The organism is Rhizobium sp. CB3090 (assembly GCF_029714285.1).
GTDB lineage: Bacteria > Pseudomonadota > Alphaproteobacteria > Rhizobiales > Rhizobiaceae > Rhizobium.
In genome coordinates this window covers 385,814-406,810 of record NZ_CP121662.1, presented here as the reverse complement: position 1 = coordinate 406,810, position 20,997 = coordinate 385,814, and the positions used below count along the sequence as shown (strand labels likewise).

At 59.7% G+C, this 20,997-nt stretch carries 18 protein-coding genes; 7 read left to right on the top strand and 11 right to left on the bottom strand.

The genetic code is table 11. The features are described 5' to 3' along the window. Nucleotides 1–41: 41 nt before the first annotated feature. The 8 genes from QA646_RS01950 to QA646_RS01915 form a co-directional block, all read right to left on the bottom strand. Entirely contained in the window at nt 42–794 is a 753-nt protein-coding gene (locus tag QA646_RS01950; protein ID WP_283057280.1) for a F0F1 ATP synthase subunit A, read from the bottom strand. 79 nt (nt 795–873) lie between these two features. Beyond that, a complete protein-coding gene (locus QA646_RS01945; RefSeq protein ID WP_283057279.1) occupies nt 874–1,218 on the bottom strand; it encodes an AtpZ/AtpI family protein in 345 nt (114 codons plus the stop codon). Nucleotides 1,219–1,522: 304 nt separating this feature from the next. Next, nucleotides 1,523–2,701 (bottom strand): cell wall hydrolase, encoded by a 1,179-nt coding sequence (locus tag QA646_RS01940; RefSeq protein ID WP_283057278.1) that lies wholly within the window; start codon nt 2,699–2,701, stop codon nt 1,523–1,525. A gap of 164 nt (nt 2,702–2,865) precedes the next feature. After that, nucleotides 2,866–4,767: a potassium transporter Kup gene (locus tag QA646_RS01935; protein WP_283057277.1), complete on the bottom strand. Its 1,902-nt coding sequence runs from the start codon at nt 4,765–4,767 to the stop codon at nt 2,866–2,868. Between the two features lie 17 nt (nt 4,768–4,784). After that, the gene (locus QA646_RS01930) at nt 4,785–5,762 is read right to left on the bottom strand and encodes a magnesium transporter CorA family protein (RefSeq protein WP_283057275.1); all 978 of its coding nucleotides are present in this window, start codon (nt 5,760–5,762) and stop codon (nt 4,785–4,787) included. A gap of 402 nt (nt 5,763–6,164) precedes the next feature. Continuing rightward, nucleotides 6,165–7,316 (bottom strand): iron-sulfur cluster carrier protein ApbC, encoded by a 1,152-nt coding sequence (gene apbC, locus QA646_RS01925; protein ID WP_283057274.1) that lies wholly within the window; start codon nt 7,314–7,316, stop codon nt 6,165–6,167. Between the two features lie 616 nt (nt 7,317–7,932). After that, the gene (locus QA646_RS01920; protein ID WP_283057272.1) at nt 7,933–8,670 is read right to left on the bottom strand and encodes an autoinducer binding domain-containing protein; all 738 of its coding nucleotides are present in this window, start codon (nt 8,668–8,670) and stop codon (nt 7,933–7,935) included. A gap of 326 nt (nt 8,671–8,996) precedes the next feature. Further along, the gene (locus QA646_RS01915) at nt 8,997–9,782 is read right to left on the bottom strand and encodes an IclR family transcriptional regulator (RefSeq protein WP_283058939.1); all 786 of its coding nucleotides are present in this window, start codon (nt 9,780–9,782) and stop codon (nt 8,997–8,999) included. A gap of 159 nt (nt 9,783–9,941) precedes the next feature. Here QA646_RS01915 and QA646_RS01910 point away from each other — a divergent pair, with 159 nt between their 5' ends. The 5 genes from QA646_RS01910 to QA646_RS01890 all read left to right on the top strand — a co-directional run bounded on the left by QA646_RS01910 (nt 9,942) and on the right by QA646_RS01890 (nt 14,165). After that, nucleotides 9,942–10,712 carry an SDR family oxidoreductase gene (locus tag QA646_RS01910; RefSeq protein ID WP_283057270.1) on the top strand — a complete coding sequence of 257 codons (771 nt, stop codon included), beginning with the start codon at nt 9,942–9,944 and terminating at the stop codon, nt 10,710–10,712. 23 nt (nt 10,713–10,735) lie between these two features. Next, nucleotides 10,736–11,653: a 2-dehydro-3-deoxygalactonokinase gene (locus QA646_RS01905; RefSeq protein WP_283057269.1), complete on the top strand. Its 918-nt coding sequence runs from the start codon at nt 10,736–10,738 to the stop codon at nt 11,651–11,653. A 15-nt stretch (nt 11,654–11,668) separates the two neighbouring features. Then, nucleotides 11,669–12,304, top strand: coding sequence for a 2-dehydro-3-deoxy-6-phosphogalactonate aldolase (locus tag QA646_RS01900; protein ID WP_283057268.1), 636 nt, complete (start codon nt 11,669–11,671; stop codon nt 12,302–12,304). A 5-nt stretch (nt 12,305–12,309) separates the two neighbouring features. Then, a complete protein-coding gene (locus tag QA646_RS01895; protein ID WP_283057267.1) occupies nt 12,310–13,197 on the top strand; it encodes an SMP-30/gluconolactonase/LRE family protein in 888 nt (295 codons plus the stop codon). A gap of 350 nt (nt 13,198–13,547) precedes the next feature. Next, nucleotides 13,548–14,165, top strand: a complete 618-nt coding sequence (locus tag QA646_RS01890) for a PRC-barrel domain-containing protein (protein ID WP_283057266.1) — start codon at nt 13,548–13,550, stop codon at nt 14,163–14,165. Between the two features lie 75 nt (nt 14,166–14,240). Here the strand turns inward: QA646_RS01890 and QA646_RS01885 are convergent, their stop codons facing one another. Both QA646_RS01885 and QA646_RS01880 read right to left on the bottom strand, forming a co-directional pair. Continuing rightward, nucleotides 14,241–15,599 (bottom strand): EAL domain-containing protein, encoded by a 1,359-nt coding sequence (locus tag QA646_RS01885; RefSeq protein WP_283057265.1) that lies wholly within the window; start codon nt 15,597–15,599, stop codon nt 14,241–14,243. Between the two features lie 127 nt (nt 15,600–15,726). Next, nucleotides 15,727–17,460: a response regulator gene (locus tag QA646_RS01880; protein ID WP_283057264.1), complete on the bottom strand. Its 1,734-nt coding sequence runs from the start codon at nt 17,458–17,460 to the stop codon at nt 15,727–15,729. 337 nt (nt 17,461–17,797) lie between these two features. On the opposite strand from QA646_RS01880, the gene mutL reads away from it, so the two are divergent. Beyond that, nucleotides 17,798–19,627, top strand: coding sequence for a DNA mismatch repair endonuclease MutL (gene mutL, locus QA646_RS01875; RefSeq protein WP_283057263.1), 1,830 nt, complete (start codon nt 17,798–17,800; stop codon nt 19,625–19,627). Between the two features lie 83 nt (nt 19,628–19,710). Beyond that, nucleotides 19,711–19,941, top strand: coding sequence for a DUF2093 domain-containing protein (locus tag QA646_RS01870; protein ID WP_104822141.1), 231 nt, complete (start codon nt 19,711–19,713; stop codon nt 19,939–19,941). Between the two features lie 12 nt (nt 19,942–19,953). On the opposite strand, the gene lpxK is transcribed toward QA646_RS01870, so the two are convergent. Then, nucleotides 19,954–20,997, bottom strand: a complete 1,044-nt coding sequence (gene lpxK, locus QA646_RS01865) for a tetraacyldisaccharide 4'-kinase (protein ID WP_283057262.1) — start codon at nt 20,995–20,997, stop codon at nt 19,954–19,956.

The following is a 20,997-nucleotide window of genomic DNA, read 5'->3' as shown; positions in this document are numbered from 1 at the left end:
GCGAATGACTGACGCCCTGCAGACGTCAATGTCGGTAATCCTTAGTGGCCACCCGGGTGGATTGCGTCATTGATGTACATGCAAGTCAGCACCGCAAAGACGTAAGCCTGAAGGAAGGCGACGAGTAGCTCGAGAGCGGTCAGGGCGACCGTCATAGCCAAGGGAAGAATAGCGCCGCCGATGCCAAGGGCGCCAAGGGCTCCGAGCGAGGCAACGAAGCCTGCGAACACCTTGAGCGTGATATGGCCTGCCAGCATGTTGGCGAAAAGACGAACGGAGAGTGAAACCGGCCGGGACAGGAAGGATATGATTTCGATCCCCACCACCAGCGGCAACAGAATGCCGGGCACACCTTGCGGCACGAAGAGCTTCAAGAAGCCGAAGCCATGCTTGATGGCGCCGTAGATAATGACCGTCAGAATAACCAGAAGCGCCAGCGCGAAAGTAACGATGATCTGAGCAGTGACGGTGAAGAAATAGGGGACCAAGCCGAGCAGGTTGGCCGTCAGCACGAACATGAAGAGCGAGAAGACCAGCGGGAAGAACTGCATCCCCTTGGTTCCCGCCCCTTCTTTCAGCATCGAGGCGATGAACTCGTAAGCCATCTCCGCCACCGATTGGGCGCGGCTCGGAATGACGCTGCGGGGCGAGGTGGCAAAATAAAGGAATCCGGCAGAGATCACTGCAGAGGCAACCATGAACAAGGATGCGTTGGTGAACGAAAAATCAATTCCGCCGATATCGATCGGGATAATCTTGAAGATCAGGAACTGATGGGTAGGTCCGTTTGCCACCGCTTGTTCTCTTTCATTTTCCCGCTCGTCAGAGCGGATGCCTCTCACCAGGAAACAGCACCGCAGCGCCGCTTCCGCCTCACTTCTTATCAAGCCCGTGCTTCTCGAGCATAGGTGTCGCCACCTTGCCCGCAGAGCGCAGAACATTCAGAACGCCGGCACAAAATCCCAGAAGCAGAAAAATAATCATGCCCCACGGCGTCGTGCCGACAAAACGGTCGAACATATAGCCCAGAACAGCGCCGACGATGATGGCAGCAATGAATTCGCTAGAAAGCTTCATCGCCTCGGCATAGCCTTTGCGGCTCTCCTCGGCGCGAACCTCCCCTCGTTCATCCTCTCCCAACGCAGAACGCTTGCTCGCCAGATCGGCTCCCAATTGCTCCCGTCGCTTTTCCAGACCTTCGTCGCGGTCATCCACCATGGTGATGTCCTTCCATTTTCGCTGCGCGCAACCCCTTTACCCCGGTCAACGCGTAAACGAACGGCAGGTTTCGCCACCTTTTCGGCCCGTTTTGAAGTCGCGCGCAACATAGTTTTAGGAAAAAGCATAGTCAAGGCGTAGACGCCAACTGTCCAGCCATAAATTAGCCGAATTAAATCATAAACTTAGGGCGAATATGCGATGCGGGCGGAAAACTGGGCCGAAGAATCCTCTTCAGGCCGGGTTTTTCTGTGGCCTTTTTGCCGCTCGCCCGGCGCTCGCGGAATCGGATCGCAACAGACCGTCAGCTCCAACCGCCGCCATAGGTACGATAGAAGATATGCATGCCGATACGGCCGACCTTTACCATCTCGGCCGCCCATTTCGGCCGGACGTAGACGGCATGATAATGCGTGGCCGAACCGACTTCCGGCAGCCAGATCTTGCCGGCGGTCACGGCCATGGCGACCTGGCGGGCGATCTTCCAATGTTCAGGCGAGTTGACCCGATCCTTGACGTTGTCGCAGGCAAAGGAAAACTGGCATGCATTATGCCAGTCGTCGTTCTGATAGACGACGCCGCAGATGGTTTTCGGATAGGCCGGATTGCGAACGCGGTTGAGGATGACCTGTGCGACGGCCGCCTGCCCCTTTACCGATTCCCCGCGCGCTTCAAAATAGATACCCGTGGCGAGGCATTGCTGTTCGTCGGAGGAAAAGACCGAAGGCGGCAGGACATTCGCGGCCCAGGCATGATCCTCAGGACCGATCTGCGGCACGAAGCGGCCCTGATTGTCCTGATCCTTGGCGAGGATCGAATCGAAGGGCGAGACGCGGGCATAGTCCGGCGGCGGCGATGCATAGGCGGCGGCGAGGACATCGGCATCCTGGCTTGTTACCAGGCTCGCAAGATAAGACGGCACGCTGTTGTCGGGTTTCGGCGGCTCCTTCCGATAGAAGGCCGTGGCAATCTGAATTTCCTTGCCGCCGATCTTCGGCTTCAGGAAAGCCGTCTTGTCCTTGGTATCCAGTTCGGGGCGGAGCAACAGGCTGTCGCGTTGCAGCACAGAGCCGGCGGAAAAGTCCTTGGGCGGCTGCATCGGCGCAACGGCGACCACCCTGCCCTTCTTGTCCTGGCGATTGATGCGCTCTTCGTCCGGCTTGGGATCGCTGCCCTTTTGCTGCGACAGGAAGGCAACGCGGCGGCCATCAGGCAGGACGAGACCGCCGTCGCCAATGGCAGTAGCGGTCGACGCGTCGCCGAAGGCAAGCTCGGCCTGATGTGTCGAACCCGCCGGCGAATTGGTGATGACCATGCGCCAGTTGCTACTCCCCCTATCGATGCCCGCCAGTAGACCGGCAAGATCGGCATAGGCCACCGCCGAAGGAAAGATCAGCCATGCGCAAAGCCCGAAGACGGCTGGCGAAGTCCAGTTTTTCGGCAAAAGACCAAATTTGCGAGGGACACGACGCGGACAAGGCACTACCGGACTCCAAACGGCACTCTGGACTAGGAGCCGGAATAATCTCTGATTAACCTTGATGGATGGTTAATTTCGGCCGCCATGCATCTATCCGGGAAGCCGCAAGCAAAAGGCCCGGCGGATTTCCACCGGGCCTCCGATGCAAGCAAGCTGATCGATCGGCGTCAGATGATGACGTGCGATCCCAGTTCCACCACGCGGTTGGCCGGCAGGCGGAAGTAGTCGGAAGGGTCGGTCGCGGCGTTGGCGAGCGCGATGTAGAGCCGATCCTGCCAATGCGGCATGCCCGACTTGGCGTCCGGAACCAGCTTGCGGCGGCCGAGATAGAAGGAGGTCGACATGATGTCGAACTTCAGGCCCGTCTTGCGCAAGGTCGCCAACGCCTGCGAAACGTTCTGCGATTCCATGAAGCCGAAGCGCAACTCGACACGCGAGAAGCGATCGGAGACTTTCTCGACCGAGTAGCGATCCTCCTGCACGACGCGCGGCTTGTTGATGGTGCGGATCGTCAGGATGACGTTCTTGTCGTGCAGGACGTGATTATGCTTCAGATTGTGCAACAGCGCCGCGGGTGCCGATTCCGGATCGCTGGTGAGGAATATTGCCGTGCCGGGGACATGCGCCGGCGAGTGGTCGCTCTTGCGCTCGATCGAACTGACGAAGGACGACAACGGAATATCGGTGTGCCGCGTTTTCTCCATCAGGATCGCTGTGCCGCGCCGCCAGGTCCACATGATCACGGTGAAAGCCGTCGCGATCAGCACCGGAACGTAGCCGCCGTCGTGGATCTTCAAGAGGTTGGCGCCAAGGAAGACGAACTCCAGCAACAGCAGCGGCGCGAGCACGCCCACCGCCATCGGCAGCGTCCAGTTCCAGCGCACACGTACGAATTCGAAGGCCATGATCGACGTGACGACCATCGCACCGGTCACCGAGATGCCATAGGCCGTTGCCAGCGCATCCGAGGTCTTGAAACTCAACACGAGGAAGATGACGCCGAAGAACAGCACGGTGTTAACCGACGGCAGGAAAATCTGACCGGTATTGGTCTCGGAGGTGAAGAGGATTTCCATGCGCGGCAGGAAGCCGAGATGGATTGCCTGGCGCGTGAGCGAGAAGGCGCCGGTGATAACCGCCTGACTGGCGATGATCGTCGCCAGCGTGGCGAGAATGACCACCGGCAGGATGGCCCAATGCGGATACATCAGGAAGAACGGATCGGACATTGCCATGGGGTTGCGCAGCACCAGGGCGCCCTGACCGAAGTAATTCAACGTCAGCGACGGAAACACAATCACAAACCAGGCCCACTGGATCGGGCGGCGGCCAAAATGGCCGAGGTCGGCATAAAGCGCTTCCGCACCCGTCACGGTCAGGAACACCGCGCCCAGGACGACGACACCGAGGAAGCCTTCCCGTACGAGAAAGCTGACCGCGTACCAGGGATTGAGTGCGGCCAGAATGCTGAAATCATCGGAGATGTGCATGATGCCGGCAAGGCCCATGACGATGAACCAGAGTGCGGTAATCGGGCCGAAGAAACGGGCGACCGCTCCGGTGCCATGCGACTGGATCGCGAAAAGCAGCGCCAAGATCGCGACCGATATGGGCACGATATAGTCCGACAGTGTCGGTGTGACGAGCTTCAGACCTTCGACGGCGGAGAGAACCGAAAGCGCCGGGGTGATCATGGCGTCGCCGAGGAAGAGTGCGGCACCCATCAGTCCCAAGAGCATCAGGATGGCCGTATGGCCGTTCGCCGTCTTCATCAACAACGCCAGCAGCGACAGCGTGCCGCCTTCGCCGTCGTTGTCTGCCCGAAGCAGAAAAAGGACATATTTGATGGTGACGATGATCGTCAGCGTCCAGAACATCAGCGAGACGACGCTGATGACCTCGCCGCGCGTCAGACCGTCGGCAGCCACCGGCTTCAGCGCCTCGCGAAAAGCATAGAGCGGGCTCGTGCCGATATCGCCATACACGACCCCGATCGAGCCGAGGGCGAGGTATGCGAGCTTACGAGCGTTCATTTTCCCGTCGGGAGAATGATGGGTTTCGTCAGACATTCAGGATCACTAGACTCTCAGAGCCAGCCTTTCCAGCGAAAAAAGAGAAACGGAACAACGGCGGAAACCACCATCAAAAGCAACGATGCCGGGTATCCGTAGGCGAAATGCAACTCCGGTATAAACTCGAAGTTCATACCGTAGACCGAGGCGACAAGCGTCGGCGGCAGGAAGACCACGGAGGCGATCGAGAAAATCTTGATGATAGCGTTCTGCTCGATATTGATCAGGCCGAGCGATGCATCCAGCAGGAAGGTAATGTTACCGGCGACGAAGGACGCATGTTCAGATAAAGATTGCACATCCCGCGAGACATTGCGGCACAATTCCTTGGCCTCACGATCCTGCTGCATGGCGGGGATGGTTTGAAGGAAGGTCAAAACCCGCGACAATGAGCTCAGGCTATCGCGCACCTTGCTGACCGTGCGGTGATAGCCTGCAACGTCCTTGAGTTTCTCTTCCAGATAGTTCGACGGACGACGGATTTTCTTCATGCGGTCGCCGAACACATGCACCGACAATATATCGATGCTGGAGACCGTCTGTTCAAGGATCTCAGCCGTGCGGTCGACGATTGTCTCCAGAAGTTTCGCCAGAAGCGAGACACCCGTGCGCCGTTCCAGCGGAATGCGCTGCAGCGCTGCGATGAACAGCGCAAAGGATTTCGGTCGCGCGTAGCGGATGGTGATCAGGCGATGGCCCGTCAGGATGAAGGCGACATCTGTCAATGTCGGCAGGTTGGTCTCGGCCTTCCAAAGCAGCGACGCCGTCAGGAAGACCGCGCCATCTTCGACATAGAGCCGGCTCGAAGGCTCTATATCCTTCATATCCTCACGCGTCGGCACCTCCAGCCCAAGCAGGCGCTCGATGTTCGTCTCTTCTTCACGCGATGGCTCGACCATATCGATCCAGATGGCGTTGTCCGGCAATTGGGCAATAGTCGACAGATCCGCCAATTCGAGCGGCTTGCAATCGGAGCAATAGGCCGTGATCAACGGATCGTCCTCGGCACGGCGGAGGCAAAGCTATAACCACGGCGCTTTGTGCGCTCCCGCCGCGATTCTGCCAATGGACAGTGAGAAAAAATCATAAAACTCCGGGCGTATCCCGCCGGTTCGGCTGGGAATCCGTGTCCATGCTCCATTGCGCCGCTGTATCAATCCTTCGTCCGTCATGACAAAGCCGATTGCTCAGGCGAGACGAAGTCACCAATTGGCGGATGGCCGTCATCGGATATGCCCGACCAAATTCACGCCGGCGGCGCATATGCAGCAAAGCTCGCAAAGAATCAAGTCGCAACCCCTTCGATGCGCGCTTTAACCGCAGATTCAAATCGTGCGAAGTCATAGCACACGGCGCGGGCAAGGCAATCGCTGCTCAGCACACGCCGTTGTGAATTATTCGAAGACGATGGAGGGTGCGGCGCGCTGAGGCGTGTTGCTGACCTGCGCCCACACTTTGGCGGCGATGTCGCGATAGATGGCAGCGACGGTACCGTTTGGATCGGAAGCGACCAGCGGCGTTCCGGCATCGGAAGTCTCGCGGATACCCATGGTCAGCGGCACTTCGCCGAGGAAGGGTATGCCGATGCGCTCGGCCTCCTTCCGCGCGCCGCCGTGACCGAAGATATCATAGCGGGCACCTGTATCCGGAGCGATGAAATAGCTCATGTTCTCGACAATGCCGAGGACAGGCACCTCCACCTTCCGGAACATGTTGATGCCCTTGCGGGCGTCGATCAGCGCCAGATCCTGCGGCGTCGAAACGATGACCGCGCCTGCGAGCGGCACCTGCTGCGCCATGGTAAGCTGCGCGTCGCCGGTGCCTGGCGGCATGTCGACGACGAGCACGTCGAGCTCGCCCCAGGCGACTTCCCGCAGCATTTGCAGGAGTGCCGATTGCACCATCGGCCCGCGCCAGATCATTGCCGTCTCTTCCTCGACCAGGAAACCCATGGACATGACCTTGAGGCCGTAATTCTGCATCGGGTTGATGATGCGGCCGTCGATCTGCGTGGGCCGGCCGGAAATCTTCAGGAGGCGCGGCATGGAAGGCCCGTAGATATCAGCATCCAGAATGCCGACACGCAGGCCGTTGGCGAGCAGGCCGAGCGCGAGGTTGACGGCCGTGGTCGATTTACCGACGCCACCCTTGCCGGAGGCAACCGCGATGATTGCGCCGATGCCGGGCACGCCGATCTTGCCGGCGCGCGGCTGATGTTGCGGCGCATGGCTATGGGGATGGGAATGCGGCTGGGCAGGAGCCGGCTGAGCGGCAGGCGCACCAGCGGCGCTGGCCTTCTTGTCCGCGGTCAGCGCCACCAAGGCGCCTTTGACGCCGGGCAATTCCTTGATCACGCGTTCGGCGGCAAGTCGCATCGGCTCCAGTTCCTTGGCGCGGTCTGCCGGAACCGTGATCGAGAAATAGACTTTGGCATCGGAAATGAAGACATCCGAGACCATGCCGAGCTCAACGATATTGTGCTCCAGGTCGGGGCCACGAACGGTCCTCAGCGTTTCCAGAACCTGTTCCTTGGTGATGTCGGTCATTCCATCCTCACTGCACGATTTCCATTCGGATCGTCGCACGGACGCCCACGTGGCAAGCGCTCCAGATCTCTTGAGCCTTAGATAGTAGAGTGAAGGAACTTCGCCAAACGAAATTAAGGGAATATCGACACAGAACTCAGTCCGTTGCGGCCGGCAGGTCCGCCGGGCATATAGCCCTACCAGCCGCAACGCTCCCTTGGAGACTGAAATGTCAGCGGCGGACATAAAGCAAAGCTTTGAAAGAAGTAGGGTGCGAGCGCGAAAAATTGCATCGGAAATCCGGTTGATTTTGAGGACGTGCCAAATAAGCAACAGCCGCCGCCGATACCTGCCGCTCTGGGAAGCAATAGCTGTGGTATCGGCAACGGCCGCCGGATCCGCGCGCGTTTGTCGGCGCTGTTGTCAAAGTCCCCTCTGGACTTCTGACGATTGAAATGCAGAAAGCGTGCCAATTTCGCGAAATCAAAAAAGCGATGCTTTTTCAATCAATTACAAATTCGACGGCAACCCAGCTCGCAACTCGACGCAACTATGTCGGCAAATTTAATGTGCAACGCACAAAATTCACGCACAAATTTGCCAGGATTTCGGTCGTTCTGTCCCGGCGGGTGACGTATTATTTAATCAATCCAACCCGCAGCGCCTTGGCAACTGCCTGGGTACGATTGACGGTGTCCAGCTTCTTGGTGGCCCGGTTCAGGTAGTGATTGACCGTATGTTCGGAGAGGGTCAGGATCTCGGCGATTTCCGCGCTGGTCTTGCCGGCGGCCGTCCAGTTCAGGCAATCGATCTCCCGGTCCGTCAGCGCGTCGGTGACCCGGATGTCCATATTGCGGATTTCGGCGAGCCGGTCGAAAACATAGATTGCGACATAGCAGAGATCCTTGATCTCTTCAGGGGTGAATGGCTCGCGATCGCCGGCAAGCGATATCGCGCCGCGAAGACCGGATGCATCATGAGTCGGCAGATAGAGGCATCGCGTCATGCGAAAACGTTCGAACAGGGCTGTGATGAGTTGGCTCCTGCTATCGTCGCGATCGGTATTCGCCGTCGTCTCGTGGACGAAAGGCAGTGTGGAGCTGCGCAGGCGCCGCAGCACAGGGCTATTCGCCATCAGCCCCTCCTGATCGTAAGTAGCCAGGAGTTCGGCGGGCCAGTTGTTGATGACCGAATTGCTCTGCAGATCGAAGGATGTCACCGGCGGCAGGTTCAGAACCATGAAAGCCCGGCAGCGATAGGCTTCGGTCAGCCGCTTCATGAAACGAAAAACATCGAACTGTGTTTTCAGACCGCTAATTTCATCAATGTAATCTTCGCCCCGAGGGGGTTTTCCCGCCTGCACCAATGCTGCCATCATTAGTCTTCTTTGTATATAAAGGAGGGGCACAAACGCGAAACCGCCGCCTCCAAGCCTCCGGGTCATTACGTGAACGCCGATAAGCCGACGTTTGATCAATTATAAATTTTTAAAAATTTCTCCTGCTGCGACACTATTTACTGCAGCGCCGAATAACCGGTCGCCAACCTCCTCCGAGTGCAGCAGCAGGCATTAAGGAGAACGGCAGGTTCACCCGCGATTCTCACAAGCAAGTCAGATTAAACGTGCAAATTGGCCAAGGTCCAGCGCACGAAAGGCCAAATTGGTGAATTTCACATGACAGCCGAGAAAAACAGGCGAATTTAGCGCCTGGGACCGAGCCGACTGCGCATATCCTGCATGATCGCGGCCGCCGCTGCTCTTACCAAAGGCGCCCATTCCTGCAATTTTTCCGACGTAACGCGGTAGGCGGGGCCAGTCACCGAGACGCCGGCCAGCATTTCGTTGTCATCCGAGTGAATCGGCGCGGCGACACAGCATATGCCGTTCTCGTGCTCTTCGCGATCAAAAGCGCAGCCGCGCAGCCTGATGTCATTGATGTCGGCCCGGAGATCCGCCACGCTACGATGGGTATGCTCGGTGTAGGCGTGAAACTCGAGCCCGGCGACACGCGCTTCGAAGCTGATATCGTCGAGCGCGGACAAAGCGGCTTTGCCGACGCCGGTGCAATAGGCCGGCGAGGCATTGCCGATCTGCGAATACATCCGCACGGACTGCCGGCCTTCGACCTTGTCGAGATAGATGACCTCCATGCCGCGCAGGACTCCGAGGTGCACGGTTTCACCGGTCTGCGCCTGCAATAGGCGCAGATGCGGCTCGGCGACGGTGCGGAATTCATTGCGCGCCCAACTGCGGGAGGCAAGGCTCAAGAGCCTGATGCCGGGCAGATAACATCCGTCGCGATCGGTCTCCAGCAGCCCTTCTTCGACGAGGTGCGACAATTGCCTATGCAGCGTGCCCCGCGGCTGGTCGGAGAGAGACAGGATGTCGGTGAAACGCATCGGGCGATCGGCCAGCGCAACGAGATCGACGAGCGCCATGAGCTTGCCGAGCGTACCGGTTTCCCGGCCGCGACGGTTTTCCCGCATGTCGTCGCCCTGCTTCGAATTCACGATTGCCTCCGCGCGCCGCTGACATACCCTCATGTCCTTGACACGATGGAAGGGTAATCGGATAATTCCATATAGTCAAATTCAGTTCCATATAATGGAACAAGAAGGTGCTTTCAATTCCGGGAGGAAACGAACTTGACCGAGGCAGTGGCACAATTTCCCGATCTCAGGGATCGCACCGTTCTGATCACCGGCGGAGGTTCCGGTATCGGCGCCGCACTTGTCGAAGCTTTTGCCCAACAGGGTGCCAAGGTCGCCTTCATTGACATAGCAGAGGAGCCGAGCAAGGCGCTTGTCGCCCGGCTTTCTCCGCGATCGGCGCATCCCGTCGCCTTCTATCATGCCGACCTGCGCGATGTCGGTGCCATTAAAAGCACCGTCGCCGCCGTCGAAACCGATCTTGGCGCGATTCGCGTCCTCGTCAACAATGCAGCCTGGGACGACCGGCACGAGATCGACACGACGACCGAGGAGTATTGGGACAACAACCAGGCGATCAACCTCAAGCAGGTTTTTTTCGTCTCGCAGGCGGCAGCGCCGGGCATGCGTGGCGCCGGCGGCGGGGCGATCATCAATTTCTCGTCGATCGTCTTCAAGATGAACCCGCCGCATCTTTCCGCCTACGCAACCGCAAAGGCGGGCGTCATCGGCCTGACCAAGAGCCTTGCCGGCCGCTTCGGACCGGAAAATATCCGCGTCAACGCGGTCTTGCCGGGCATGGTGGTCACCGAGCGGCAGATGGAACTTTGGCTGACGGAAGAAGCCATAGCCAAGACGGTCGAGCGCCAGTGCCTCAAACATGTTCTAAAGGCCGCCGATCTGGTCGGCCCAACGCTTTTTCTCGCGTCCAACTGCTCCGGCAGTATCACGGCGCAGTCCGTCATTGTCGACGGAGGTATTTTCTAGTGGAAAATCAGAGGTATTTTTAAATGGCACGGCCCGCATATATAGCGGTCGATTGGGGCACTAGCAGTTTCCGGCTGTGGCTGATCGGCGAAGATGACAGTATTCTCGGCGAGCGCCGCAGCGGCGAAGGCATGACTTCGGCGGCACAGACAGGTTTCGCCAAAGTGCTGCAGTCGAATCTCGATGCCCTTGCCGCGCCGGAAGACCTTCCCGTCATCGTCTGCGGCATGGCCGGAGCACGTCAGGGCTGGGTGGAAGCCGGCTATATCGACACGCCAACGTCGCTCTCCGCCATCCTTACCGCCGCTGTCTCCGTCCCGGCTCAATCACGCGATGTCCGCATTTTGCCGGGCCTTGCGCAGCGCGCCCAGGAAGTGCCAGACGTCATGCGCGGCGAGGAGACGCAATTGCTCGGCGCGATCGCTGCCGACGCCAAAGGCGAGCAGCTCATCTGCATGCCGGGCACCCATTCAAAATGGGTGCGTGTCGTCGACGGCCAGGTCACCGGCTTTTCGACCTTCATGACCGGCGAGCTCTTCGATGTCATCACCAAGCACAGTATCCTATCGCACGCCGTTGCCGGCGCGGCCGAGATGCCTGCGGACAGCAACGCCTTCGCTTCCGCGATCAAAGCCGGCTTCAACAAACCGGCCCTCGCAACGAACTTGCTCTTTACCGCTCGCGCCGGCCAACTTCTGCACGGCCTGACAGCGGCAGGCGCACAAGCGTTGATCTCGGGCACGCTGATCGGCGCCGAAATCGCCGGCGCGTTGTCATCTGCCGGACAAGGGGCTTCGATCACTCTGGTCGCCTCCGGACGCCTGCAGGCACTCTATGAAGATGCGTTCCGCATCCTCTCTCTCACCTATACGACTGTTGATGCCGATGCCGCCGTCCGCCGCGGGCTCTCTGCCGCTGCGAAGGCGATCTGGCCGAATTGACGAAAGAAAAAGCTGATGACGACCCGCATCCCCTTCCCTGCCATGAAGCGCCCGCTCATCGCCATTCTCCGCGGCATCAAGCCCGAGGAGACGGCTGACATCGTCGGCGCGCTGATCGACGCCGGCTTGACGGCGATTGAAATCCCGCTGAACTCGCCGGAACCCTTCCGCTCCATCGAGATCGCCGCCAAGATGGCGCCCGCAGACTGCCTGATCGGCGCTGGCACGGTGCTGACGGTAGACGATGTCGACCGACTGGACGCGGCCGGCGGCAAGCTGCTGGTGACGCCGAATGTCGAGCCCGCCGTCATCAGCCGCGCCCGCGACAAGGGCATGGTGACGATGCCCGGCGTGTTCACCGCGACGGAAGCGCTTTCGGCCGCCCGCGCCGGCGCGACGGGGCTTAAATTTTTCCCGGCAGGCGTGCTTGGCGCCTCCGGTATCACCGCCATCCGCGCTGTGTTGCCGCCTGAGCTCGTCATCGCGGCAGTGGGCGGCGTTTCGGATAAGAATTTCGCCGATTACACCAAAGCCGGGATCCTGGCCTTCGGTCTCGGCACCAGCCTCTACAAGCCGGGAATGACGGTGGCAGAGGTTGCCGAACGCGCCAAGGTGACCATTTTAGCCTATGATGCTGCAGTAGGAGCCTGATCCATATGACCGACATTCATGATTTCCAGGGCAATATTCTCTGCAACACCGCATCCGTCCTGGGTGAAGGACCGACCTATGACCCCAATACGGATACAGTCTGGTGGTTCAACATTCTCGGCAAGGAGCTGCATGAACTGCATTTGGCGACGGGAAAGAAGGAAGTTCATGCTCTGCCCATGATGGCGAGCGTGCTTGCCCGCGTCGACGCCGAACGGCAATTGATCGCCACCGAAGAGGGGCTGTTTCTTCGCGATATCAAATCCGGCGAATTGACCTTTTATGCTGCGATCGAGGCGGACAAACCGGAGAACCGCTCCAATGACGGGCGCACGCATATTTCCGGTTCGCTGTGGATCAGCACCATGGGCAAGCGGGCCGAATTGCAGGCCGGCGCGATCTATCATGTCGCTGCCGGCAAGGTAACGAAAATCTTCGATCAGCTCAGCATTCCAAACTCCATCTGCTTTTCACCTGACGGGACCATCGGTTATTTCACCGATACCCGCATCAGTCAGTTGATGCGGGTGCTGGTCGACCCGCTGACCGGGCTTCCCGTCGGTGAACCGATCGTCATGGTCGATAGCATGGAGGATCCCGGCGGCCTCGACGGTTCCGTCTGCGATGGCGACGGCTATATCTGGAACGCCCGCTGGGGCTCCGGTTTCGTCGATCGCTACAGCCCTGACGGCCTGCGCATCGAGCGCTATCGTGTGCCCGCCATGCAGCCCTCCTGCCCGGCCTTCATCGGCCAGAACGCTGATCGCCTCGCGGTGACCACGGCCTGGGAAGGTCTCGATGAAGACGCTCGCTCGATGCAGCCGCAAGCCGGCGCGCTTCTCGAACTTGGCCCCACAGTCAAGGGCGTTTTTGACCCAGTTTACAAACTTTGATTGTATTTTATCGTCTTCTCGCTCCGCGGGGGACATGCGGCCGGCAAAGTTTTGCCGGCCTGTGCTGATAAAACAAAGCAGTCTCGGACGCCGAACCCAGCCCGCTCGCCGCCGCAACCGATCTGAAGGATCAATTGCCTCGGTTGTACAAAGCGACACACCGTCCGTTGATTTTTCGCGTTATTTCGGTCCGACCGCGGCGATATGCGGCCGTTTCCAGCAACTCTTGCCGGAACTAAACCCTCGTTCGACCATTTTTCCTTAACGAACCGGCACGGTGATGGTCAGCCAATGGAGTGGCCCCGCCCGAGCTGGTGAACATGCCCATCTGAATGAAAGGTAGGTTCACGATGACCGGCAAATTGTTCACTTCCGCCGCTGCTGGCGCAATCTTTGCTACAGCATCGGTTCTTTCCCCGATGGCTTTGGCGCAGCAGCAGCCGTCAACCGACAATAATACTGCGCCGATGACAAAAACCGCCCCGGCAACGCCGGACACCACCAAGCCGGCTGCCAAGATGCAAAATGATGCCAAGGCTCCGGCTCCGGCGCCGACGACAACCACGGCGCAGGGTGCGGGCTATCTGACTGAGCAGTCGGCAGATCAGATGAGTGCCAAGACCTATATAGGCCAATCGGTCTATAATGGTCAGAACAAAAGCATCGGTAGCATCGACGACCTTATCCTGCAGAAGCAGGGCGGTATCGTTGCCGCGATCGTCGGCGTCGGCGGCTTTTTGGGCCTCGGCCAGAAGAATGTTGCTGTTCCCTTCGACAAGATCACCGCTACCCAGAACGCCCAGGACGGCAGCATCAAGCTGACGACCACCGAAACGGCTGAGTCGCTGAAGGCCGCACCGGAGTTCAAGACGCTTTCCATGCAGGCCTCCGAAAAGGCTGCAAAGACCCCGGCAACGGCTGCGGTGCCTGGAACCGACACCACGACGACCTCGTCGACCAACAAATAACGAAGGCTGTCGCGGCACCAGTGAAAACGGCGGCTTTACAGGCCGCCGTTTTCGTATCTGCCGCCGCCCTCACGTTCAGGCGTTTTCGCGCTCACCGCCCAGTTCGAAGTGGTTCTCGTGGAGATATCGCAGCGTCGCGACGCTATCGGCGGGTTTGCCGTAATAGTAGCCCTGCCCCATGGCGCAGCCGAGCGACCGGAGCGTCGCCGCCTCGGCATAATCCTCGATCCCTTCTGCAACCACTTGCAGGTCAAGCCCTTCGCACATCGCCAGGATCGCCTTGATGATGTGTTCGGAGGCCCGGTCGGAATTGATGCGCGACACGAAGGCGCGATCGATCTTCACCTTGTCGAAGATGAAATCGCGCAGGCGGCCGAGGCTGGATTGCCCGGTGCCGAAATCATCCAGCGAGATGCGCACGCCGGCCGCCCTGAGATCGGCGATGATGCGGTGTGCCGTGTCAGCCGAACTCATGACCGCGGTCTCGGTGATTTCCAGCTCCAGGCGATGCGGATCGAGGCCGACGCGGCCGAGAATGGCAAGAATGCTGCTGCTCGTGCCGGGATCCATCAATTGCGCGGATGACAGATTGAAGGAGAGGAAAAGCTCGCGCGGCCAGGAAAGTGCTGCCTCCGCCGCCTTACGCAGCAAGGTCTCGGAAAGAGCATCGATAAAACCGCGCTCTTCGGCAAGCGGCACGAAGACGGCGGGCGAAACGAAGCCGAGATCGGCGTCGTTCCAGCGAGCCAGCGCCTCGAAACCGACGATGAGATTGTTTGCGAGCGAGACGATCGGCTGGAAATGCACATCGATAGCATTGGAAATGATGGCATTGCGCAGCGCCTGTTCAAGCTGCGTCGCGCGCTTCATCTCCTGGGCGATCTCTTTAGAATAGACAGTGATCTGGCCGCGTCCGCGCCGTTTGGAACGATAAAGCGCCGTCTCGGCGCTTTTCAGCAGATCTTCGAATTGCTCGCCGGCGAAAGGATAGATGGCGAAGCCGAAGGAGGCGGAAAGGCGGACGTTGCGGTCGCCGAGATCATAGGGCGCCGACAATACCTCGCGGATCATCTGCCCGAACTTCTCCGCGCCGACACGCTCGAAGACCAGCGGCAGCACGAAAGCAAATTCGTCGCCGTCATGGCGGGTGACGGTGGCGCCGTCGGGAATGCAGGCTTTCAAGCGATGTGCGACCTGGCAAAGGATCTCGTCACCGGCTTCGACACCGAAGAGATCGTTGATCGGCTTGAAGGAATCCAGATTGGCGATGCCGATGGTGAAGGGTGCAGGATCGCTCGCGCGCTCGACGGAAAGTACGCGCGCGCGGTCACGCATACGATAGCGGTTCCCCAAGCCGGTCAGCGGATCGGTATAAGCCATCGCCTGCAATTCATTCTGACTGACTGGCGCAAGCGGTATTTCAGCCGATTTCATATTCAGTCCCGACACTTTCCTCCACCCGCGAAAGAGCATGACGGCGAAGTCTTAACAAAGGATAGCGGGGCGACAGTCATTCGATGAGAGGAAAATCTATTCATTAGCTGTTATACAATTATGAAATTCATCTGATTTGAGCTTTGCGGCTGCTGCGCATGTATTTCTGAAACACAGTCTCAAGAATATCCGGGCTGACAGGCTTCATGATGATATCGTCCATACCGGCATCGATGCATTCGTTGCGGTCCCGCTCGAAAGCCTGGGTGAGCACGCCGATGATGGGGGTGTGCGATCCGCTACCTTTCTCCGTGCGGCGGATCAATCTCGCGGCTTCGAAACCGTTGAGGCCCGGCAGGGAAATATCCATCAGGATCAGTTGCGGGCGGTGTTCGCTCCACAGCCGCACCGCCTCGTCGCCGCTGGCGGCGATCATGTAGCGATAACCGAGCCCTTCCAGTATCTGCGAGAAGACGATCTGATTGATATCGTTGTCTTCCGCAACGAGGATCTGGAAGCCACGATCGTCGCCGCCCGCCGCGATCTGCCAATCCTCCGCCCTGCCCTCGACAGGCTCGCCCGCCTTGCCGCGGATATTGCGGTTGAAATGCCGTGCGATCAGGAAGGTGAGTTCGGTGGCAAGCTGCGAGCCGTCCAGCGATAGAGCCGGCACACTCTGCCGCTCGGCCAATTCCAGGCCGCGATTGCCGAGCTGATTGTCGACGATGACGAGATCGATCCTGATGCCGAGAGAGCTTGCGACATCCAGAAATGCCGCCTCCTCGTTTTCATTATGGACCGAACATGCCTCGAAGCCGTATTTGGCGAGCATCTTCAACGCCGCCGATTCCGCGGCAAGATCCGCGGTGACCACGAGGATCTTGCGGCCGGAGAAGTTCTCGGGAACGAAGGTCTCCATCGCCGGCGGACGGCGCACGGCAGTCTGAAGTGCTGCCATCGGCACATAGGCGCGTCGATAGGACCGGTCGCTGCTCTCCTTGATCTGAGAGGCAAGAGCGAATTCGTCGAAATCCGCGCCGTCCTTGGGGAGGTCCTGCATGGTGGCGACCAGGAAATAGCGCCCGGGCTTGCCGATGCGCTGTTTCCTGGTGACCACGTCGCGCTCGATGCCGTCGCGGGCGATCTGCCGTTGGCGCGAGATCGACATTTCGCCTGTTTCTATCACATGCCGATCGCTCTCCTCGAAGCGATTGGCAATATCCGTGGAGAAGAGATCGATGCCCCTGCGGCCCAGCACCGCATCCGCGGAGGTCTGGTATTTGTCGCAGAACGCCTTATTGACCGCGACATAGGCCATGTTGCGGTCTTTGACGAAGAGTGGAAACGGCAGGTTGTCGAGAATATCCTCGGTGAGCTGCACACGCTCCATGTCGAGGCGCCATTGCTCCTCGCGCTTCTTCACTTCCGAAATATCCGAGAGGATGCAGACGCCGAGACCCGACGGCAGCCGGCGCTTGACGAAACGAACCCAACGATCCGCGCCGAAATGTTCCGTCGCATCAAAACGCTCGCGCCAATGCGAGGCAATCCGCTGTGAAATCCAATCGTCGCGCGTGGCTGCCGATTTCGTGCGAGCATCGTGATGCAGGACGCCGCTGTCGAACATGGCGCCGAGGAAATCGCGGAGCCGTGTCGATGGCTGCAGGAATTGCGGCGGGATCGGAAAAAAATTCAAGATCTGGCGGCTGGCGAACAACAGCAGATCGTTCTTGTCATAGATAAGGAAGGCGCTGGAGAGCCCGTCGCAGACGGCATCGAACAGCGCCGCCTGCAGATTGCCGTCAGGCGGCGCATCTTCGGTCATTGCTGCAAAAGCTGCCTTGTCGATCTCGGCAGTCATTCGTCCGATTCCTACATCTATCCGCTACTACGGCATATTGGGCTTGAGAGCGACGACAGCTCTCGAGAAAATTTATGGAAATATCATGCTGGCCTGAACACTCGAAACAGGCGGAAGCCGGCTGCTGCATGACGGCCGCCAACCTGCCGCCAAAAGCCGAAACGTGCGCGAGCGCGCCACCTGCAATCATTTCAAGTTCTTATGAATGCAACCTGCCATCATTCCCTTAAGCTTTGATTAAATTTTTAAACAAAGCTCCCCACTGAATCGGGTGGATGACGAAGGATGGGCTGCGTTTTCTCTTTCCACCTCGCCACGAATCCATGAAAATGCAGATATGGCCATCAAGCAACTCTCCGAAACCTTGATCAACCAGATCGCCGCCGGCGAAGTTATCGAGCGGCCGGCGAGCGCTGCCAAGGAGCTGATCGAAAATGCTCTGGATGCTGGCGCGACGCGCATCGAGATCGCCACGGTCGGCGGCGGCAAGGCGCTGCTGCGGGTCAGCGACAACGGTGCCGGTATGGAACAGGCGGATCTGGAACTGGCGGTCAGGCGGCACTGTACCTCGAAGATATCGGACACGCTGGAGGATATCCGCACGCTCGGTTTCCGCGGCGAGGCCCTGCCCTCGATCGGCTCGGTGGCGAAGCTGTCGATCGCCAGCCGGAAGCCCGGCAGCGATGGCGGCGCCGAGATTGCGGTCGCCGGCGGCAGGGTGCTGCACCTGCGTCCGGCAGCGGCCAATCCCGGCACGATCGTCGAGGTGCGCGATCTGTTCTTCGCCACGCCGGCGCGATTGAAATTCCTGAAGACGGAGAAGGCCGAGGCTGCGGCGATTAGCGAAGTCGTCAAACGTATGGCGATCGCCTTTCCGCGGGTGCGTTTCGTGCTTTCCGGCAGCGACCGCTCGACACTGGAATTTCCCGCTACCGGCGACGATCACCTCGCCCGCATGGCGCAGGTGCTCGGCCATGAATTCAAGGACAATGCCATCGAGCTCGATGCCGTGCGGGAGGATGTGAGCCTGACCGGTTTCATCGGCGTGCCCACCTTCAATCGCGGCAACTCGGCGCATCAATATGCCTTCGTCAACGGCAGGCCGGTGCAGGACAAGCTGATCCTGTCGGCGATCCGCGGTGCCTATGCCGAGACCATACCCTCCGGGCGCTATCCCGTCGCCGTTCTTTCCATCAGGCTCGACCCGGCCCTCGTCGATGTCAACGTGCATCCGGCGAAGTCCGATGTCCGCTTCCGCGATCCGGGCCTGGTGCGCGGCCTGATCGTCGGCGCCATCCGCGAGGCTTTGGCGCGCGAAGGCGATCGCGCCGCGACGACAGGCGCCGACGGCATGCTGCGCGCCTTCAGCCCAGGCCGTTCCGGCTTCCAGCCGGCCTGGCGGCCGTCGACACCATCAGCACCATGGACACCAGAGGCTTCACCATCGCGGCCCTATCAGTCCTCGGCCACGAACGGATATGGTTTCGGCGAACGGCCTCAGGCCGCCTTCGATGGCCTTGCCATGCCGACCGCCCGGGCCGAGACGGCCCCGGCTGTAGAGCTTGCACGCACGGAGGAGCCGGCCCGATTCCCCCTGGGTGCGGCGCGCGCCCAACTGCATGAGAACTACATCGTCGCCCAGACCGACGACGGCCTCGTCATCGTCGATCAGCATGCGGCACATGAGCGGCTGGTGTTCGAGGAGATGCGCAAAGCGCTGCATTCGAAGCAATTGTCCTCGCAGGTCCTATTGATCCCGGAGATCGTCGACCTGCCCGAGGAGGATTGCGATCGGCTGATGGTGTTTGCCGACGAGCTTGGCAAACTCGGCCTTGCCATCGAGCGTTTCGGCCCCGGAGCCATTGCGGTGCGTGAAACGCCGGCGATGCTTGGCGAAGTGGATGCGCAGGGATTGATCCGGCAGTTGGCCGATGAGATCGCCGAATGGGAAACCGCCTCGGGTCTTGCCGCCAAACTGGAATATGTTGCCGCCACCATGGCTTGCCATGGCTCGGTGCGCTCCGGCCGAAGGCTGAGGCCGGAGGAAATGAACGCGCTGTTGCGTCAAATGGAGGCAACGCCCGGCTCGGGCCAGTGCAATCACGGCCGGCCGACCTATATAGAGCTGAAGCTCTCGGACATCGAACGGCTGTTCGGACGGAGCTGAGAACAGATACCACCGAAAGAACTGGAAAAGTCCGGCTTGCCGGGGTATGGCAAACAGAAGACAGAGATCGGGGACGGCATCAGATGAATCTTTTCGAGGGACATGGAAACCGCGAGGCGAAGATCCGCTATCTCGACGGTGATTTCCAAATCCTCATGCCCGGCTCCTATGTGGTCTGCGCCATGACCGGCAAGCACATCGCGCTCGACGAGCTGCGCTACTGGAGCGTCGCCCGGCAGGAACCCTATGCCGACGTGATATCCTCGCTCGAAGCCGAAAAACGCGCCGGCGCGCTTCCGAACCAGAAGCGCTGATCGCTACGATCCCTATTTTGCCTTCTGCTTCTCCCGTAACCGCCGCTCGCGGGCGGCGGCGATTGCCCGGTCGATGATCAAAGCCGGCGCGCGGTGATCATCGAAGACCATGTCGATCTCGATGACGCGGCAGGCCCGTAACAGCTCGTCGGCCCGGCCGTGATGGCCGATCAGGCGGACATAATCCTTGGAAGTAGTGACGATCTCCAGGCCATCCCGTGCGGCGATATCGAGAATGTCGGCTATATCGTCTTCGCCCAGATGTTCATGATCGCCGAAAGTACGGCTGACGGCGATGCTGCCCCCCAATGACTCCACCGTGCGAAAGAATTTGGTGGGATCGGCAATGCCGGCGAAGGCGAGGACATTGCACCCTCGCAAATCCTCCTGGCCGCGCACCTTGACCGATGCCGCGAAGAACGGTTTTCCGGCCCGCGCCGCCATGCGCACCAGCCGGTCGGCGGCGTTGCCTTCACCGACTTTCAGCAGAGCCGAGGCGTAGCGCAATTGTGTGCGTAGCGGCGCCCGTACCGGTCCGCCAGGAACGAGATGGCCGTTGCCGATGCCTCTGGTCGCATCGATGACGACCAAGGCATAGTCGATGGAAAGTTGCGCACTCTGGAAGCCGTCATCCATGATGATGAGATCGGCGCCCTCGCGCACCAGCCGCTGCGCCCCTTCCAAACGGCGGCGCGAGATCACCGTCAATGCCTCACGGGCAAGTAGCAGCGGCTCGTCGCCGACTGCGGTAGCGTGATGGTGGTCGGGATCGACGACGGTCGTAACGTCCAGTGAACCGCCATAACCGCGACTGAGGAAGCCCGGCTTCAATCCCTTCGCCTTGGCGGCACGGGCGATCGTCAGCGCCGTCGGCGTCTTGCCGGCGCCGCCCACAGTGAAATTGCCGATGCAAATCACCGGCATCGGAACGGAAGCACGACGACCATGCGCCATGCGGTGGCCGGCAATGCGACCGTACAAAAAGGAAAAGGGAGAGAGCCCCCAAGCGCGCCAATCCGGCTTCCGCCACCAGAAAGGCGGTGCTTCCGATACCAT

Excerpts from the sequence above, each read along its gene's own strand:
- QA646_RS01945 (WP_283057279.1), bottom strand. The coding sequence starts at position 1,218 with ATGGTGGATGACCGCGACGAAGGTCTGGAAAAGCGACGGGAGCAATTG.
- QA646_RS01935 (WP_283057277.1), bottom strand. The coding sequence starts at position 4,767 with ATGTCTGACGAAACCCATCATTCTCCCGACGGGAAAATGAACGCTCGT.
- apbC (WP_283057274.1), bottom strand. The coding sequence starts at position 7,316 with ATGACCGACATCACCAAGGAACAGGTTCTGGAAACGCTGAGGACCGTT.
- QA646_RS01920 (WP_283057272.1), bottom strand. The coding sequence starts at position 8,670 with ATGGCAGCATTGGTGCAGGCGGGAAAACCCCCTCGGGGCGAAGATTAC.
- QA646_RS01915 (WP_283058939.1), bottom strand. The coding sequence starts at position 9,782 with ATGCGGGAAAACCGTCGCGGCCGGGAAACCGGTACGCTCGGCAAGCTC.
- QA646_RS01905 (WP_283057269.1), top strand. The coding sequence starts at position 10,736 with ATGGCACGGCCCGCATATATAGCGGTCGATTGGGGCACTAGCAGTTTC.
- QA646_RS01900 (WP_283057268.1), top strand. The coding sequence starts at position 11,669 with ATGACGACCCGCATCCCCTTCCCTGCCATGAAGCGCCCGCTCATCGCC.
- QA646_RS01895 (WP_283057267.1), top strand. The coding sequence starts at position 12,310 with ATGACCGACATTCATGATTTCCAGGGCAATATTCTCTGCAACACCGCA.
- QA646_RS01890 (WP_283057266.1), top strand. The coding sequence starts at position 13,548 with ATGACCGGCAAATTGTTCACTTCCGCCGCTGCTGGCGCAATCTTTGCT.
- QA646_RS01885 (WP_283057265.1), bottom strand. The coding sequence starts at position 15,599 with ATGAAATCGGCTGAAATACCGCTTGCGCCAGTCAGTCAGAATGAATTG.
- QA646_RS01880 (WP_283057264.1), bottom strand. The coding sequence starts at position 17,460 with ATGACTGCCGAGATCGACAAGGCAGCTTTTGCAGCAATGACCGAAGAT.
- mutL (WP_283057263.1), top strand. The coding sequence starts at position 17,798 with ATGGCCATCAAGCAACTCTCCGAAACCTTGATCAACCAGATCGCCGCC.
- QA646_RS01870 (WP_104822141.1), top strand. The coding sequence starts at position 19,711 with ATGAATCTTTTCGAGGGACATGGAAACCGCGAGGCGAAGATCCGCTAT.
- lpxK (WP_283057262.1), bottom strand. The coding sequence starts at position 20,997 with ATGGTATCGGAAGCACCGCCTTTCTGGTGGCGGAAGCCGGATTGGCGC.